This is a genomic window from Microcoleus sp. K1-B1, from assembly GCF_036704705.1.
In the GTDB taxonomy this organism is placed as follows: domain Bacteria; phylum Cyanobacteriota; class Cyanobacteriia; order Cyanobacteriales; family Microcoleaceae; genus Microcoleus.
Genome location: NZ_JAUBSH010000016.1, coordinates 1 through 17,434, shown reverse-complemented (window position 1 = coordinate 17,434; position 17,434 = coordinate 1). Strand labels below are relative to the sequence as shown.

Annotated in this window: 18 protein-coding genes; 11 read left to right on the top strand and 7 right to left on the bottom strand. The window is 46.1% G+C overall.

The window, feature by feature from the left end:
- On the bottom strand, positions 1–284 hold a 284-nt coding region (locus QUA83_RS08420), incomplete at its 3' end, for a hypothetical protein (protein WP_333292530.1).
- Between the two features lie 229 nt (positions 285–513).
- Positions 514–1,218 (bottom strand): iron-sulfur cluster biosynthesis transcriptional regulator SufR, encoded by a 705-nt coding sequence (sufR, locus tag QUA83_RS08415; protein ID WP_333292529.1) that lies wholly within the window; start codon positions 1,216–1,218, stop codon positions 514–516.
- A 186-nt stretch (positions 1,219–1,404) separates the two neighbouring features.
- On the opposite strand from sufR, the gene sufB reads away from it, so the two are divergent.
- The 6 genes from sufB (at position 1,405) to QUA83_RS08385 (ending at position 8,313) form a co-directional block, all read left to right on the top strand.
- On the top strand, positions 1,405–2,844 hold the full coding sequence (gene sufB, locus QUA83_RS08410) for a Fe-S cluster assembly protein SufB (RefSeq protein ID WP_333153706.1): 1,440 nt from the start codon (positions 1,405–1,407) through the stop codon (positions 2,842–2,844).
- 281 nt (positions 2,845–3,125) lie between these two features.
- The gene (gene sufC, locus QUA83_RS08405; protein WP_332980345.1) at positions 3,126–3,917 is read left to right on the top strand and encodes a Fe-S cluster assembly ATPase SufC; all 792 of its coding nucleotides are present in this window, start codon (positions 3,126–3,128) and stop codon (positions 3,915–3,917) included.
- The gene (gene sufD, locus QUA83_RS08400; protein WP_333292528.1) at positions 3,914–5,257 is read left to right on the top strand and encodes a Fe-S cluster assembly protein SufD; all 1,344 of its coding nucleotides are present in this window, start codon (positions 3,914–3,916) and stop codon (positions 5,255–5,257) included. Before sufC ends, sufD begins: the two co-directional genes overlap by 4 nt.
- Before the next feature lie 166 nt (positions 5,258–5,423).
- The gene (locus QUA83_RS08395; RefSeq protein WP_333292527.1) at positions 5,424–6,686 is read left to right on the top strand and encodes a SufS family cysteine desulfurase; all 1,263 of its coding nucleotides are present in this window, start codon (positions 5,424–5,426) and stop codon (positions 6,684–6,686) included.
- 64 nt (positions 6,687–6,750) lie between these two features.
- Positions 6,751–7,512 (top strand): DUF4184 family protein, encoded by a 762-nt coding sequence (locus QUA83_RS08390; protein ID WP_333292526.1) that lies wholly within the window; start codon positions 6,751–6,753, stop codon positions 7,510–7,512.
- A 168-nt stretch (positions 7,513–7,680) separates the two neighbouring features.
- A complete protein-coding gene (locus QUA83_RS08385) occupies positions 7,681–8,313 on the top strand; it encodes a Uma2 family endonuclease (protein WP_333292525.1) in 633 nt (210 codons plus the stop codon).
- 60 nt (positions 8,314–8,373) lie between these two features.
- Here the strand turns inward: QUA83_RS08385 and QUA83_RS08380 are convergent, their stop codons facing one another.
- Positions 8,374–9,198 (bottom strand): NAD-dependent epimerase/dehydratase family protein, encoded by an 825-nt coding sequence (locus tag QUA83_RS08380; protein ID WP_333292524.1) that lies wholly within the window; start codon positions 9,196–9,198, stop codon positions 8,374–8,376.
- A gap of 79 nt (positions 9,199–9,277) precedes the next feature.
- Between QUA83_RS08380 and QUA83_RS08375 the strand changes: the two genes are divergently transcribed.
- Positions 9,278–10,165, top strand: a complete 888-nt coding sequence (locus QUA83_RS08375) for a DUF1232 domain-containing protein (protein ID WP_333292523.1) — start codon at positions 9,278–9,280, stop codon at positions 10,163–10,165.
- 164 nt (positions 10,166–10,329) lie between these two features.
- On the opposite strand, the gene QUA83_RS08370 is transcribed toward QUA83_RS08375, so the two are convergent.
- Together QUA83_RS08370 and QUA83_RS08365 are read right to left on the bottom strand one after the other, a co-directional pair.
- Positions 10,330–10,644, bottom strand: a complete 315-nt coding sequence (locus QUA83_RS08370; protein WP_333215450.1) for a zinc ribbon domain-containing protein — start codon at positions 10,642–10,644, stop codon at positions 10,330–10,332.
- A 144-nt stretch (positions 10,645–10,788) separates the two neighbouring features.
- A complete protein-coding gene (locus QUA83_RS08365) occupies positions 10,789–10,941 on the bottom strand; it encodes a hypothetical protein (RefSeq protein ID WP_333292522.1) in 153 nt (50 codons plus the stop codon).
- Positions 10,942–11,013: 72 nt separating this feature from the next.
- Here QUA83_RS08365 and QUA83_RS08360 point away from each other — a divergent pair, with 72 nt between their 5' ends.
- The 4 genes from QUA83_RS08360 to QUA83_RS08345 all read left to right on the top strand — a co-directional run bounded on the left by QUA83_RS08360 (position 11,014) and on the right by QUA83_RS08345 (position 13,611).
- A complete protein-coding gene (locus tag QUA83_RS08360; protein ID WP_333292521.1) occupies positions 11,014–11,595 on the top strand; it encodes a hypothetical protein in 582 nt (193 codons plus the stop codon).
- 314 nt (positions 11,596–11,909) lie between these two features.
- On the top strand, positions 11,910–12,383 hold the full coding sequence (locus tag QUA83_RS08355; protein ID WP_333292520.1) for a TspO/MBR family protein: 474 nt from the start codon (positions 11,910–11,912) through the stop codon (positions 12,381–12,383).
- A gap of 6 nt (positions 12,384–12,389) precedes the next feature.
- Complete coding sequence (locus QUA83_RS08350) at positions 12,390–12,875, top strand: AAA family ATPase (protein WP_333292519.1); 486 nt, start codon at positions 12,390–12,392, stop codon at positions 12,873–12,875.
- A complete protein-coding gene (locus QUA83_RS08345; protein ID WP_333292518.1) occupies positions 12,856–13,611 on the top strand; it encodes a tRNA(His) guanylyltransferase Thg1 family protein in 756 nt (251 codons plus the stop codon). Before QUA83_RS08350 ends, QUA83_RS08345 begins: the two co-directional genes overlap by 20 nt.
- Positions 13,612–13,863: 252 nt before the next feature.
- On the opposite strand, the gene QUA83_RS08340 is transcribed toward QUA83_RS08345, so the two are convergent.
- Complete coding sequence (locus QUA83_RS08340; RefSeq protein WP_333292517.1) at positions 13,864–15,927, bottom strand: hypothetical protein; 2,064 nt, start codon at positions 15,925–15,927, stop codon at positions 13,864–13,866.
- A gap of 246 nt (positions 15,928–16,173) precedes the next feature.
- Entirely contained in the window at positions 16,174–17,073 is a 900-nt protein-coding gene (gene hslO, locus QUA83_RS08335) for an Hsp33 family molecular chaperone HslO (protein ID WP_333292516.1), read from the bottom strand.
- Between the last annotated feature and the right edge of the window lie 361 nt (positions 17,074–17,434).

Here is a 17,434-nt window from a genome sequence, read left to right as displayed (position 1 = left end):
TGCCTCAACGGCCGCAAAGACGCAATTACCAAATTCGTAAAAAAGTTTTCAAAACTAGCATCAAGTTCGATCGACCCTTTAATACTCTCATCATTCTTAATCCAATCCATCACCTGCCCATTAGTCACCTCAGCCACCGGCTTCCCAGTCTCCCCAGCAATTTGCTTGAGCACCCTCAAAGCATAAATTGCCAGCCGCGCCGAAAACTTTTCCTTCGACGACAGCAGCGCCATATCAACTTCCGCGCACTCTTCCGGCTTTAAAAAATCTGCTAGCGGTTCCATAGTTATTAGTTACTTGTTATTTGTTATTTGTTATTGGTAATCGGTAAAAACATCTATCCGTGTATCCGTGTCAAAATCCGTGTCGTGCTGTTGGTAATCGGTAATTAGTAAAAACACCCATCCGTGTATCCGTGTCAAAATCCGTGTAGTGCTGTCGGTAATTGGTAATTAGTAAAAACACCCATCCGTGTATCCGTGTCAAAATCCGTGTAGTGCCTTCCCTCATCCTTCATCCTTCTTCCTTCTTCCTTCTTCCTTCTTCCTTCCTTCTTGCAATCAAATAACCGCAGCGGTGTTCCCCATTAATAATCGAGTGAGTCCGCTCCACAAGACAGTCCGGCAAAACCGCTGCAAACATTTCCAACTCATTGCCACACACACTCGGAAAAGTTTCAGCAACATTAGAAATCGCGCAGTTGTGTTCCATCAACACAAATCGATCGCCCAAACCAGCGCGATCGCACATCCCAACCTCTACCGATTCTACAGGATAACACTCAGCCATATAGCCTTCAGCCCTGCGGAGTTCCATTAACTTAGTCACCCGTTCTTCCAGCGAACCCGCACCCACCAGCCGCCGATACTCCGTCGCCTTGCGCTGCCACTGTTTTCGCAGGATAGTAATCACTTGCTCGCGGCCGACGGTTTCCGCCAACGTATCCAGGAAAGATACTGCAAAATCACCGTAACGATTCGGGAATCGATCGCGCCCCTGACTGGTAAGCTCATAAATGTGCTGCGGTCGCCCCATCCCAGCCTGAACCGACTGATACTGAATCAACCCCTCCGCTTCCAAATCCTTCAAGTGACGGCGAATCGCCTGCGGACTGATATCCAAAGACTCCGCCAACTCAAGAGCCGTCCCCTGCCCCCCCTTGAGCAAATATTGCAGGATGTCTTGTTTCGTGGAAGTCTGCTGAGTAGTCTCCATCATCTTCACAAAAAATTATTAATTTGACTTTGACAATATCACTGTTGTTAATGTAGCTTAAAATATACTAAAGCAACAAATCAGTTGTTTTACTTACCAGAGCAGCCCCCAGAACTGGCCGGGCCCCCGACAGTTCAGCGTCTGCCATCTTTGAGAGACTTATCCAGAACACTCGAAAGCGCAAAATTAATGAGCTCTACAGTCACAACCCTAGTCAACCAGCCCTACAAATACGGTTTCGTCACCGACATCGAGTCAGACACCATCCCCCGCGGCTTAAGCGAAGATGTAGTCCGCCTGATTTCCGCCAAGAAAAACGAACCGGAATTCATGCTGCAATTCCGCCTCAAAGCATACCGGAAGTGGTTGACAATGACCGAGCCCACCTGGCCCCACGTCAACTATCCCGCGATCGACTACCAACAAATTATCTACTATTCCGCGCCCAAACAAAAGCCCAAAAAGCTCAATAGTTTGGACGAAGTAGACCCGACACTACTAGAAACCTTCGAGAAACTCGGCATTCCCCTCTCCGAACAAAAGCGGCTGGGAAATGTCGCCGTCGATGCCGTTTTCGACAGCGTTTCGATTGCCACAACATTTAGAGAAAAGTTAGCCAAAGATGGTGTTATTTTCTGTTCCATCTCAGAAGCAGTCAAAGATTATCCCGAACTAATAGAAAAATATCTTGGCAGCGTCGTACCAGTCGGCGATAACTTTTTCGCAGCCCTCAACTCCGCCGTATTCAGCGACGGTTCCTTTGTTTACATTCCCAAAGGCGTCAAATGCCCAATGGAATTGTCAACCTATTTCCGCATCAACAACGGAGATTCCGGCCAGTTCGAGCGCACACTAATTGTTGCAGAAGAAAACAGTTCTGTTTCTTACCTAGAAGGCTGCACCGCGCCGATGTTTGACACCAATCAACTGCACGCCGCCGTCGTAGAATTGGTAACAATGGACAATGCCGATATCAAATACTCCACAGTGCAAAACTGGTACGCCGGCGACGCCAACGGAAAAGGCGGCATTTACAACTTCGTGACGAAACGCGGTTTGTGTCAAGGAGTCAATTCTAAGATTTCTTGGACACAAGTAGAAACCGGTTCCGCGATTACTTGGAAATATCCCAGTTGCGTCTTAGTCGGCGACAACTCGGTGGGCGAATTCTACTCAGTAGCGCTGACAAATAACAAGCAGCAAGCTGACACCGGCACAAAAATGATCCACATTGGTAAAAATACTCGCAGCACGATTATTTCTAAGGGAATTTCGGCCGGAAATTCATCCAACAGCTATCGCGGCTTGGTGAAAATGGGGCCTAATGCTAAAGGCTCTCGCAATTACTCTCAGTGCGATTCCATGCTGATTGGGGATAACGCTCAAGCGAATACTTTCCCTTATATTCAAGTGCAGAACCACACTGCTAAAGTCGAACACGAAGCTTCTACTTCTAAGATTGGGGAAGAGCAATTGTTCTTCTTCGCACAGCGGGGAATTTCCGCAGAAAATGCTATTTCGATGATGATTAGCGGTTTCTGTAAAGATGTTTTCAATCAGTTACCGATGGAATTTGCGGCGGAAGCTGATAAGCTGTTGAGTCTGAAACTGGAAGGAAGTGTCGGATAATTTTCGCGGGCGAGAAACCCTTCCAGGCCGAGTCCATCGGTGACAACTTAAGCTCCCCGTCCGCCAGGGAATGAATTCCTTGGCTAATAGCTAAACTCCTCTAAACAGGACTAATGAGTTTAAAAATTTTCTTCTCAGTCCTCTTCAGAGGACTTTAGCTTTGAGACAGGGAATTCATTCCCTGGCGGACTATCGGTTTAACGTTAAATTGTCACCACTGGGTACAGCCTAGCAACGAGAAAAAAAACTGTAAAGTGCATTGAGGAAAAGGACAAAAATAGATGATTGTAGAAAATAGTCAAGTGGTGCTATCCGTCCGCGATTTAACTGCGAATGTGGAAGATACCCAAATCCTTAAGGGTTTGAATCTGGAAATTAAATCGGGTGAAATTCACGCGATTATGGGCCCGAACGGTTCGGGGAAAAGCACTTTATCCAAGATATTAGCGGGCCATCCTGCTTATACGGTAACGGGTGGAGAAGTTACTTTTCTGGGTCAAAATTTGCTGGAATTAGCGCCGGAAGAACGCTCTTTGGCTGGCGTGTTCCTGGCTTTCCAATATCCTTTAGAAATTCCCGGCGTTAGCAATCTGGATTTCTTGCGCGTGGCTTACAATTCTCACCGCAAACATCGCGGCTTGGAAGAATTGGATGCTTTTGACTTCCAAGATTTAATCGAGGACAAGCTGGATATTGTCAAGATGAATGATTCTTTTTTAGGCCGCAGCGTTAATGAGGGTTTTTCCGGTGGCGAGAAAAAGCGAAATGAAATTTTGCAAATGGCTTTGTTGGAACCGAAATTAGCTATTTTGGATGAGACTGATTCTGGTTTGGATATCGATGCTCTCAAGATTGTCGCCGGCGGTGTGAATCAGTTGTCAAATGCTGAAAATTCGATGTTGGTGATTACTCACTATCAGCGGTTGCTGAATTACATTATTCCTGATTTTATTCACGTCATGGAAGCCGGTAGAATTATCTTGACTGGCCCGAAAGAGTTGGCGCTGGAATTGGAAGAGCGCGGTTATGACTGGGTTGTGGAAGAGGAAGCAGCAGGAGTAGGCGCGCGATGATGAATACGCAAGTTGCTAGTAGGGAAATGTTTTTGACTGATTTGGTGAATCAGTGCGGCAAGTTGGAGGCTGTTAATAGCAAAAGTGCCGCTTACGGGTTGCAGGATTTGCGGGATGCCGCGACTGAATACGTGCTTGCTTCGAGTTTTCCGACGGTGAGGGATGAGGAATGGCGCTTTACTGATTTGTCGCCGGTGTTGCAAATTCCTTTTCATATACCCCAGAGCAATCAGTCAAAAGTTAAGCTGGCTGATATCATTATGCCCGTGAAAAATCGGGATGATTTACCATTAAGATTGGTATTTGTCAACGGTTTTTATGCGCCGGATTTGTCAACTGTGGAGTCGTCGGTTTTTCCCAATTTGCCGATCGACTTTTACGCAGGTAATCTATCCAATGTACCCGAAAAATATCAAGGGCGCATCAGCGATGTTTTGAGCAAGCACAGACAGCAAACTGAGGTGTTTACGGCGCTGAATACTGCGGGTTTGGCGGATTCTGCGGTGGTGTTCGTGCCGGCCAATATGTCGATCGACCTTCCGATTCACTTGCTGTTCCTGACAGCGCCCGGTGCATCTCCCACGATGTGCCAGCCGCACTGCTTGGTCATAGCTGAGCCTGGAAGCAATGTCACGCTAGTTGAGGATTACGCAACTATCGGTAATGTACCAGCGTTTACTAATGCTGTAACCGATGTTGTTGTCGGCGAAAATGCCACTGTGAATCACGTTCGGCTGCAGCGGGAAGGTGGAGAGGTTGTTCATATCGGCAAAAGTGCGATCGAGCAATCTCGTAATAGCCGTTATACTTGCCATGCTATCAGCTTGGGAGGCAAAATATCGCGCCACAATTTAGAAGTATTTCAGCGCGGTGAAGCCACTGAGACAACTTTAAACGGCTTAAGCGTAGCCTTTGGGGAACAGTTATCTGACACTCACAGTTTAATCGATTTCAATCACCCCCACGGTACAAGCCGCCAATTGCACAAGTGCATTGTCGGCAACAAAGCTCGTGCTGTATTTAACGGCAAAGTTTTCGTTCGCAAAGCCGCCCAATTGACAGATGCCGGACAGTTGAGCCGGAATTTATTGCTGTCACCGAGAGCTCGCGTAGACACTAAACCGCAGTTGGAAATTGTCGCAGACAACGTTAAATGTTCCCACGGTGCAACTGTCAGCCAGTTAGAAGATGATGAGCTTTTCTACTTGCAAAGTCGCGGTTTGGATTTAGAAAGAAGTCGCTATTTGCTAATCGATGCTTTTGCGGCGGAAATGCTCAATCAATTACCGATTCTTGGAGTGGCGAAAATGCTTTCTACCTGCGTGGCCGTCCAAGGATAACTCATACAAATGAGGATACAGAGGACACAGCAATGCTGTGTCCATACCACATTTTGCACCATTGTTAACAGCCTGTAGGGGCGGGTCTCACGAATAATAATTGCCTAAAACCAACAATCTAGTAAACCCGCCCCCACCCAACGACAAATCACTAACTTCAAAAAATATGACACTTATTCAAGAAAAAACACTTGCATCAAAAGTTCGCGGCGACTTCCCAATTTTGAATGAAAAAGTAAATGGTAAACCGCTAGTTTATTTAGACAATGCAGCTACTTCTCAAAAACCCCTAGCTGTACTCAACGCTTGGCGCGACTACTACGAGAAATATAATGCAAATGTGCACCGCGGCGCTCACACTCTCAGCGCCAAAGCGACTGATGCTTACGAAGGTGCGAGAGACAAAGTTGCGGCGTTTGTAAATGCCGCGTCGCGGCAAGAAATTGTTTACACTCGCAACGCCACCGAAGCGATTAATTTGGTTGCTTATTCTTGGGGTTTGAGCAATCTGCAAGCCGGAGATGAAATTATCCTGTCTGTGATGGAACACCACAGCAATCTCGTTCCCTGGCAAATGATTGCTCAAAGAACCGGTGCGGTGCTGAAGTTTGTCGAGTTAACGGAAACTAACGAGTTTGATTTGGAACAGTTTAAAACGCTGATTTCCCATAAAACTAAGTTGGTGTCAACCGTTCACGTTTCTAATACTTTAGGCTGCATTAGTCCTGTCCAAGAAATCTGCAAAATTGCCCACAGTTTCGGCGCAAAAGTTTTAATAGATGCTTGCCAAAGCGTGCCGCACATGATAGTGGATGTGCAAGCAATAGATTGCGATTGGCTGGTTGCTTCCGGTCACAAAATGTGCGCTCCGACTGGCATCGGTTTTCTGTACGGTAAGCTGGACTTGCTGAGAGAAATGCCTCCGTTTTTCGGCGGCGGCGAGATGATTGCTGACGTGTTTCTCGATTATTCCACCTATGCCGATTTGCCGCACAAATTTGAGGCCGGCACGCCTGCAATCGGCGAGGCGATCGCCCTTGGTGCAGCAATCGATTATCTTAGTAACATTGGCATGGATAAGATTCACGCTTGCGAAGCAGAATTGACTGCTTATCTGTTTCAACAATTGCGGCAAATTCCAGAAATCAAAATTTACGGGCCACAACCAGACAGCAACGGCGAAGGTAGGGCAGCATTGGCGGCATTTACAGCCGGAGAAATTCACCCTCAAGACTTGTCTACCATGTTAGACCAGGAGGGAGTCGCGATTCGTTCCGGGCATCACTGCACGCAAGCTTTGCACCGCTATTTGAACATTTCATCTACTGCCAGAGCGAGTTTGTATTTTTACAATACTCGCGAGGAGATTGATGTGTTTGTGAAAGCGTTGAAAGAGACGATCGACTTTTTTGCTGGGATGATGGGGTAAGTTTGTGGGGTAGGTATTTGCCCACCTCATTTACCAAATTTTTTTCACGGTTAAGTTTAGCAGAATGCCTTTTACACTCGCACATCCGATCGCAGCAGTTCCAATCTGGTTGCTATCTAAACGAAAATTGGATCTGTTAGCTCTCGCGATTGGGACAATGATTCCCGATTTGCAATATTTTATCGCCCTGAAACCAGTCAGAGGGATTGGTCACAGTTTGCCAGGAGTATTCATCGAAGGTTTGCCCTCTTCGCTGGTTCTTCTGCTAGTATTTCACTGGGTTTTAAAGTATCCGCTACTGGCACTTGCTCCCTCGCACGTAGCCGATCGACTGCCATCAATAAGGCGATACTCGCTCTTCCCCTTATCGCAATTTTTAATAATTACAAGCTCGATCGTGATCGGCGGAATAAGTCATATTTTGTGGGATGAATTCACTCATTCAACTGGGTGGTTTGTCGTCAGAGTTCCATTGCTGCAATTTCAGGTTGTCTCCCTGCCACTTTATAAATTACTTCAATATGGAAGTGGCATATTCGGACTCTGCGGTTTGTCGATTTGGTTCTTGGTATGGTTGCTAAAAACTCAACCTCGCCAAAGTAAACAAGCGCTGCCTGTGCGCTGGAAACTATTAGCAACTAGCTGCATTTTGCTGACCTCTTGTATCTTGGCATTAATTGCTGTAAATTTGCACATAGCTGAGGATATAAGTTTTTCTGGCATAATTGTTAGAGCAGTTATTGGTTCTATTTCTGGGTTATTTCTCGGTTGTTTGTTGTACTCGGCTGTATTCTGGAAGATCAAAGGTTTTCAGCAATTAAATTAGAACTTGGGTGATAGGGAAAATTATAGATGTCAGGTGATGCGATCGCCTTTTCATCCCTCTGCGTTCATCCGCCTGCATCTGCGGTTCAAAAAAAAACCCCTTTTTTGATAGTATCTGGGCCTGTGATAAAATAAAACTATAGTTTTCTCAGCTCAAGGAGATTTTGAGATGATTGCTACTACTTCAAGTTTAGCCGAACAGAGAACACTGCTAGAAAACATTAGCTGGTCAACCTTTGAAACCTTGCTCAAAGAAATAGGCGATAAGCGAGGTTATCGCATAGCTTACGATGAAGGCAGACTGGAAATTATGGCGCCACTATTTGAACATGAGAACTACAAGAGCAATTTCGGTAATTTCATCCTTGCTTTAGCAGAAGAACTCGACATTGAAATTAAAAGTGCTGGCTCAACTACTCTCAAACTCAAAAATGCCAAAAAAGGCATAGAACCAGATAACTGTTATTATATCCAAAATGAAGCAGCAGTTAGAGGCAGGCAAGAACTAGATTTAGAAACTGCCCCACCGCCCGACTTAGCAATTGAAATAGATATTACCAGCAGTTCAGTTGATAAGTTTGCCATTTACTCCGCACTTCGCGTCCCGGAACTCTGGCTATATAACGGGCGAGTTTTGAAATTTTATCAGTTGGTAGAAACTGAATATATTGAGCGCGACTTTAGTATTGCTTTTCCCTTTGTATCAGCAGCGGAAATGGCGGGGTTTTTCAGTCGCACTCAAACGATAGGAGAAATTGCTTTGCTGAAATCCTTTAGAAGTTGGGTTAAAGGGAAAATATAATATTCTCTAGCAAGGTGCGTAGTGTGCACCCTGCATAATTAGGTGCTGCGCCCAGCACTATTAAAACTCCCTAATCTCAGGATGGATAAACTGATAACCCGCCGCCTTAATCTTTTGATTCGACACCCTCGCATTATAAGGCCGCACGCTAGGACTTCCATCCCAAGAAACTTTAGGCAAATTATTAGCTTCAAAAATGCGATCGAGCAATTCACCACTGGATAGCGACACATCCCCGACTAAATTGTAAATTCCCTGCAATCGATTTTCCAAAGCAAAGGTTAACCCCCCAACAATATCATCTCGATGCACCCAATTAGTAGCATCTTCCCCCCTACCGGGACGAGTGCTACCAGCCCAGCCTCCAAAGATTTTAACTAATTCTCGCTCCGGCCCATAAATTCCTCCCAAACGGAGAATGCAGACGTGAAGATTGGGACTAGATGCTGCTAATAAAACCCGTTCTGTTTCTGCGAGAATTTCACCATTTGGATTAGCCGGTGCGACGGGTGATTCTTCATTTACCAATTCACCTTGGCGATCGCCATACACAGAATAAGTACCCGTATAAATAACCTGCTTGACTGTCGGTATCTCCTTTAAAACCGATACCAAAGTAGTCGCAGTCTCTAAATAACTCTCCTGATAAGTATGAGCATTTGGAGCACCTACGCACAGCATAACAGCATCTTGTTCTTGCAATACAGCCGTCATTGCATCTTTGTCATTTCCTTTGAGCACGGCTACCCGCTGCGCGACACCCTCCAACTCAACGACTCGTGTCGCCGTCGTAGTTGTCGCCGTCACGGTACAATCAGATTTGCCGCGTAAATGTTTGGCTGTCGCAGTACCCACATAGCCACAGCCGACGATCGCAACTTTCATAAAAAATTCTCCTTTGTTTCATACTCTCTAAAATTATTGCCGGTTTCTGAAATCATGGCGCGCTGAGTTTTGTGGTAAAATGCAAAGCATCGTTATCAATCGGAGTAGCATCGTGTCCGAGAGAGATATTTTTGCCACATCCTCAGAAAGCGAACTTTTAGCTTTTTATGGTTCTTTGTTTGCGATCGCAGCCGCCGATGGTTCCGTTGATATTGACGAACTAGATTTGTTGTTTAAAACCATAAATTTAGACAAATTTTCTGACTCGGCAAAAACTCAAATCCAATCCTACACAGGTACTCCCCCATCACTCAGCGACTGCTTGCAAACACTCAGCCAATCAGAAGAACCGCTGCGTTTGGGAGTCATGTATTTTTTAATTAACATTGCTGGGGCAAATAAGACGCTGCATCCTGCAGAAAGCGAAGCCATCCAATCTGCCAAAAAACTGCTGGCGGTTTCCGACTTGCAAATCCAAGCCATGCAGGAATTCATCGCAGACATGAAACAAATACGGGAGGCCGCCCCTAATAAAAATCAGGCATCAGCATCCTTCAATTCTGCTGTTACCCAGCTTAAAAATAAGGGCATCCCTCTCGATTTAATCGACCTCAAAGGAACCACAACAAACCTCAGCAACCCCAATGTTAACTATTCAGATGAAACTTTTTGGACTAAACTTAAAAACTTTGCTTTAACCGCAGGAAGAGAAGTAGTGGAAAAAGCTTTGATTCTCTACTATACGGCTCAGAACCCAAACGTGCCTGCTTGGGCAAAAGGAGTTGTACTTGGAGCTTTGACCTATTTTATATCTCCTGTTGATGCCATTCCCGATATATTAGTCGGCATCGGATTTACCGACGATTTGGGAGTATTGCTGGCGGCAATAGCTACTGTTTCAGTATACATTAATGCTGATACTAAAGAACAAGCACAACAAAAAATGAAAGATTGGTTTGGCAAATAAGATTATGTCCCGTGGAGCGTTTTGTTTCCGTCTGCATGGGCATAATATAATCTGAATAATATAGCAGTTAGTTGTCAATCGGATAAAATACAGGACACGACCCAGCCGTGTCCCTACCGAATATCTGTAATTCACTCAACTGAAAACTGCATTATTGTGGATTCTCAGTCTTTAATCGGTTTACCATCTCGATTGACAATACGGCTTTCACCATCCTTAGCCGTGACATTTTCATAAACCCCTTCATCCCGCTTCACGTACTTGCTAAAACCCGAATTTTTATAATCGGTGTCTGATGTCGGCTTCATCAACCTCGGAGCGCTCAGCAGCCTGCGTACCGGAGCATCTGCGGGAGTCTCCCCGGGTTCGCGCTTAGCCAACTCGCACAGTTGACCCCAAGTCGAAACTTCCAGGTTCATGCTGTGCCAAACTTCTAACTGCTGGTTGTTTTCGGGACACAAATAATCGTATACAGGCATACTAAGAATCTCGTTTGCAACTACTAAAATTACTAATTGCACGGTTATTGAGAATATTATAGCTCAACATTACTAAAAATTCAACCCTAAAAATCAAACTTTACTATTTTTAACGGTTGTTGAAACCTTAAATCAGCTATATTATTAACCCTGTGTCCTTGCTCCTGGATGCGATCGAGACAAAGCCCAAAAGTACGCTACCCTGAAATCCTCTGACTCGATCGCACGATCGCACGATCGACGGCTAGCAAATGCCCGCAAGACTTTCCTCAATGCCGTCACAGGATTGATCGTCATTTTCAGACTGTAAGCCAATCACCGATTCTAAGTTTCAATTTTATTTATTTACTCACCAGCGAGGATTTACCGATGAGCGATTTCAAAGTTACGCCAGAAGTAGAGCTGAACACAGCTCAAATGTTGGAGCGATACCAACTGCAAGATGAGACAACTCTGCGGCGTTGGGCAAAACTGCACGGCATCAACAGCACTCGCGGTTTCTTCTATCCCAGTGAAGTAGATTTGATTGATCACGCTCACCACCATCTCTACAATTTGGGAATGAGCATTGCGGATTACCAAAGCCTTTTAGACCGGCGCCGCACCCATTCCCAGACACCGGGCGACCAAAATAAAACAGTAGCAAGTCAAGTTGCTGACGAAGCATACGATGCCATAGAAACGCTAACCGATCAGTATGCTGAAGCTATTGATTTAATGGGAGAACGTATAGCAGACCATTTCATCGATGAACTCGATTTATCTGTGATGAGGCACCTTTCTAAAAAAGTGCAAGACCGGCGCACTCTCAACGGTCAAACCAAAAAGCCTAACCGTTTTCTCCAAGTGATTAAAGCCGTGTTGCAACCCAGCAGCGAAAATACGCTTCTGGTTCCCAAAAAAGAGAATGACTCTAGTTTAGAATTAGAACAGCATCATCGGCTCGGCTAGTCGCCGATTTTTTTGAAAGACTAATAGACTTTTTGTCAAATTTACTGGTCAAATTTACTGGTCAAATTTACTGAAAAGCCCACCTGAACCCTCCCCTTGTCAAGGGGAGGGAGCAAGAGTCACATTTTTTATATTATGAAGGGGAACTGAAGATAATAAATTGAGGTTTCCCAGAAGTCTAAATAACTTTTCAACTGATGTTGGGTTTCGTGACTGGGTTCAACCTAATATAACTGGGGACAGATTGCGCGATCGCCAAAATCCGAGATAATATCTGCTGAATCGAACCCGTCAACCTCGCCCAAGGTAACAAAATGATTAAATCCTGGATGGTAATTGGAGGCGTCGCCTTTGTAGTAGCTTTAGCAGCTAACATAATCGCGCCCAGCGACATCCAATGGTTCAACCGCTTGCAGCGTCCGAGATGGCTAGTATTTGAAAAAGCAATTCCCCTAATTTGGACAGTAATTTTTATTTGTGCAGCTTGGTCAGCAGTGATTGTTTGGGAAAAAGAACCGGGAACTCAGGAGACTTGGCTGAGAATGGGTTTGTACCTGCTTTTAGAAATAGTAACTATGTCTTACACCTCGGTTATGTGCAAAGTTAGGAGCCTAAAAGTCGGCACAATAATCGGCGGAACGGGCGCTATTTTAAGCGTAATCCTAGCTTTAACTGTGTTGCCAGTTTCCGAGGCAGCCGCCCTGTTATTGCTGCCTTACATACTTTGGAGTCCGATCGGCACTTACACCACTTGGGCGATGATGCACCTGAATCCGGCGGATGTTTAGCTTCTCATGGAATTAGTCATTTTAATGGGATTGCAAGCATCGGGAAAAAGCACATTTTTTCGCGACTATTTAGCTGCCACGCACGTTTTGGTCAGCAAAGATTTAATGCGAAACAATAAAAATAAATCGCGCCGACAAATTCAATTAATTGAAAATGCACTGCAAGCAGGTCATTCAGTTGCTGTTGACAATACCAATCCCGAAGTTCTTGATCGCAAGTCGCTGATTGATATCGGTCGCACCTATAATGCCCAAATCATCGGTTACTACTTTGAATCAATAGTCAGCGACTGTTTAGCTAGAAATCAAAAGCGATCGGGCAAATCTCAAGTTCCAGATATAGCAATTTATGCTACTATAAAAAAAATGGTATTGCCCAGTTACGGCGAAGGGTTTGAACGGCTGTTTTGGGCCCGCATAGCAGAAAACTTTACCTTTGAAGTAAAAACCTGGCCCGCAGAGGAAGTTATTCATGGACAATCAGACATTTGAAAAAAAAATGCGCGAGCTTGAATATTTTCACAGCCTGCGTTTATTGCCGGGAACTCACACAGTAATTCGCGCCGACGGTCGCAGTTTTTCAAAATTTACTTCCTCAAGTTTTGATAAGCCTTTCGACTTAAAATTCCACGAATTAATGGTGGAAACTGCCAAAGCGCTCCTGTCAGAACTAGACGGAATTTACGCTTATACCGAAAGTGACGAAATCTCAGTTTTGTTTCCTCCTGATTGGGATTTATTTGACCGCAGCTTAGAAAAAATTGTCTCTATTTCTGCCAGTATTGCCAGTGCAACTTTCACTCGCGCCGCCCAAACAGCAGTCAATTTTGACAGCCGCATTTGTTCCGCAGCCAACAAATCGCAAGTAGTAGATTATTTTCTATGGCGCCAAGCAGATGCAGCGCGCTGCGCTTTGAATGGCTGGAGTTATTGGATGCTGCGAAAAAATGGCGAAACGGGTGAAACAGCAGCAGTTATATTAGACAAACAATCGGTGGCTTTCAAAAACGAATTGCTATTTCAAAACGGAATTAACTTTAACGAACTGCCGGCTTGGCAGCGCCGGGGAACGGGATTGTATTGGGAAAAATACGAGAAACCAGGTTATAACCCGATCGAACGCAAAGAAGTTGTGGCAGTGCGTCGGCGACTCAAAGTCGATGAAGAGCTGCCCGTGAAAGATGAATACAAAGAATTTATTTACCAATTTTTAAATGTTGGCGATTAACCATTAAGAATATCTTGTCAAATCCGGTGGCAATTGATGAATTCTTAGTCGGTTAAAACTGAAATGTTGCACCATTATCAATAAGCTTTTTATGAACAGGCTTTCCGGCCTGTTCCACAATAAAATTTATATTTTGTGGAACAGGCCGGAAAGCCTGTTGCTAACAATGGTGCAAGATATCAGTTAAAACCGAATGCAAGCTGTGAGACGGGGGTTTAAACCCCCCGCCCCATGTCGGGCAAACCAGTTAAGCTAACGATTGCCAGAGCTGGTCGGAGGCTCCGTTTCCGGCGGTTCAGGAGGGGGAGATTCAGCATCGGGAGGATTCAGCGACTCCTCCCAAACTTTGATTTGCGATCGAGCTTGCTCAAAAGCCCGAGTCCCCGACGGAATTTTCTTCAAAGTCGCGATCGCCCCAGCCAGATCCGACGACGACTCTTCCACACCAAGCGCCAAAATCCGCTGGCTCCACTCATCAATCGCCTCACTCGCCTGCCACCGGAGCGAACTCGACTCCGGAACCTGACTTGCCAGCGCAATAGCCGTTTGCAGAGCTTCCGCAGTCCCCGCTCTGGCCGTCTGACGGGCGTTCTGCAAACCTTGCTCGCCCTCAAATTGAGCCTCCCAAGTCCGAATGTTCGATCGAGCTTCCTCATAAAGCACCCGTCCCGATCGAATCCGGCGGGCCATGTCAATTGCCCCTGCCAAATTGCCGCTCGCCGCTAGCTGCTGAGCTCTATCCAAAAACGGCTGGTCAACAAGCCGCTGTCTCCTCTCGATCCAAGCTTGAATTTTGGCTTGAGCTTCCACGTAAAGCGCCCTACCTCTACCGATCCGAGAAGCTTGAGCAACGGCGGCTTCCAGAGCATTCGGATCGCCCGTACTCGCCAAATCGTTGGCTCTTTGCAAATACGGACTGTCTTCCAGCAGCTCGATTTGACGGCTCAAGGTGCTAATTTGACGGCGAGCTTCCGAAGCGCGGGGATTTGATTCCGGGACTGTTTGCAATTGCGCGATTGCAGCCCTCAAATCATTTACCCCACCAGGCGCCGCCAGCCTGCTTGCCATATCCAAAACTTTGACATCAGCCATTTCTTGCTGCCAGCGACCGACTAAATCTTGAGCTTGTTTGTATAAAGGGCGGCCGGACTTCAACTTTTGAGCAATCTCGATCGCCTTGGAGAAACCCTCAACAGAGCCAGTCAAAGCCTGAGAAGTAGCATTCGCCAACTCATTAAAATCCTGTACTTGTTCCCTTAAATTTGCCGACTCTGGAATCTTATTAGCGATCGCCATCGCCTCCTGCCAATCCCCTGCCTGCAAACGTTTTTGGGCGATATCCAGAATTTTCTTGCTAAATTCTGCGATCGCCTTATTGGCAGCTTGATACAAATAACTGTTTTGATCAATTCCCTGAGCCAGCTTAATCCCCGTCACCAGATTGTCGAGACCTCCCTCGGAGGCTGTATTCCGGGCTTTTAGCAACTTATTGCCCTCCGCCCGAGTCGTCTGAATTAGCTTAGTCAATTCCTCGTACTTAGCCGATTCCCAGAAAGTATTTCCCAAATCCAAAAGCAGAGTAGCTTGGCTGAAAGCCAGCGGCCACTCTTCCTGACGCAAGTGGTCTTCCGCCTTGCGGTAAATTTTCTCTGCATCGCTCCATATCGACTGCCACTTTTCAATCTGCTTTTCCATCTTCGGGTAAGCCGGAACGTTTTTAGGAACCTTACGAGCGAGCGCAATCGCCTCATCCAGCTTTCCTTCTTGGAAACTAGCATTTCCCAGCCTAATAATATCCTCCGACCACCGATCGATTTGAGTGTTAATTCTCGGCCGCAGCGGATGGTTTTGTGGCAAAGCATTAACTAATTCGATCGCCCTGAGCAAATCATCCGCCGTCCGCTTGCTTGCTGCTTCTTGAGCACAAAAAAAGCGATCGTTAGCAGAAGCCGTCGGCCAAAAAATCTTTGAGCAATTGGACTGTGAGGTCAGGTTGAGTAAAGACGCAATTGCCACAAACCCCATACCCACCGATAGCATCAAACTCAGCGCCAGCCAAAACTGCCACTTATTTGACCAGTTCCGCCAAAACGGATTGTGTTCCCCCGGCGGCTGCGAGTTTTCCCCAGACAAATTCGGCGGTAGTTCCAGATTCCCTCCCGGCAGTTTTCCCGAAGTAACCAACTCTCGGAGCTCTTTAAGTCGTTCAGCCCGGTTTTTCCTTGCTGGTAAGCGCACCAGCGACGAAGTATCCTTTGTTGACTCCAAGGATTCTGATGCAGACCAACGGCCTGGTATTTTGCGATCTTGACTCATATCCTCACCACAAACAGCAACCAGCCAGCGTTAGTTATTTAAAAACTGCGAGCGCTGCTATCAACTGCTCTATAAAATGTATTCATCACTTTTACATACTCCCGTCGGCCCCAGACTGCAAGAGCCGATCGCCAAACCGCCAAAATTAAAATTTTGTGATTAGGTAATTGATAATGCGTAATTGGCAATTGGTCAAGGCCATCATCCCTAACTCGCACTCAATAGAGCCAATTACACATTATCGTCTCAAGAACCGGAGTTCGATCGCAAATCGCCGATCAGTTCCGCAAGTTGGTCGCTATTAGCTTGGTAAACCTCGTTGCAGAAATGGCACGTAGCCTCAGCCCCCCCATCTTTTTCAATCATGTCTTGGAGTTCCGCTTCGCCCAACATTTTCAAAGCTCCCAAAACTCGATCGAACGAACAGCCACAGTCAAAGCGCACCATCTGAGTTTCCGGGAAAATTTCCAGGCCCATATCTCCCAGTAACTCTTCGAGAATCTGGTGCAGCGTTTTGCCCGATCGCAGCAGCGGCGTAAAGCCCGACAATTCAGCAACTCTAGATTCTAAAGTTTGCACCAATTTTTCGTCCGTTGCCGCCTTCGGCAGAACCTGCAACAGCACACCCCCAGACGCTTCTACCCCGCCCGCCCCCACAAACACCCCCAAAACCAGAGCCGAAGGCGTTTGCTCCGAGGTTGCCAAATAGTGAGTTAGATCGTCGCCAATTTCGCCGGAAACCAATTCCACCGTACTTGAATAAGGGAAGCCATATCCAACGTCCCGCACCACGTACAAATAGCCGTCACCTATTGCCCCGCCGACATCAAGTTTGCCTTTAGCATTCGGCGGCAGTTCCACTCCGGGATTCTCCACATAACCTCGAACTGTTCCATCGAGTCCCGCATCAATCAGAAGCCCGCCCAGCGGCCCATCTCCTTTGATGCGAATGTTGACTCTCGATTCGGGCCGCTTCATGCTGGAGGCGAGTAACAGCCCTGCCGACATCGTGCGGCCGAGGGCGGCTGTAGCCACGTAGGAGAGCTTGTGCCGCTGTCTTGCTTCTTCGGTGAGGCGGGTGGAAATGACGCCTACAGCGCGAATTCCGCCCTCTGCGGCTGTAGCGCGAATTAATTGATCGGCCATGAAAAACCTTACTTTGTCTTTTGATACCTTCTTGAACTATTTTATAAGTTCTTGAAGGTTGTGGCTGCAGAGAGCAGCAGTTGACTCAGCGGGCCTGGAAGTGCGATCGAACTTCAGAACTCGCCTCTGTTTTCTATAAAACCTTGATTTACCGACTCTTTATTAACAAATATTCTGATTAATTCTTCTACTTAAATATTTATTTAAGATGCCTGGAATAACGAGTGCATTGATTTTCCACAATTGCCCGTTTTTTCAGTCATTTTATAACTAACAACTAACAACTAAGTAGGTCGGCGCAAAAAAACCGAACTATGTTAAGATAAGTAAACAAAAAGAATATATCTACTGAGGTAACTCA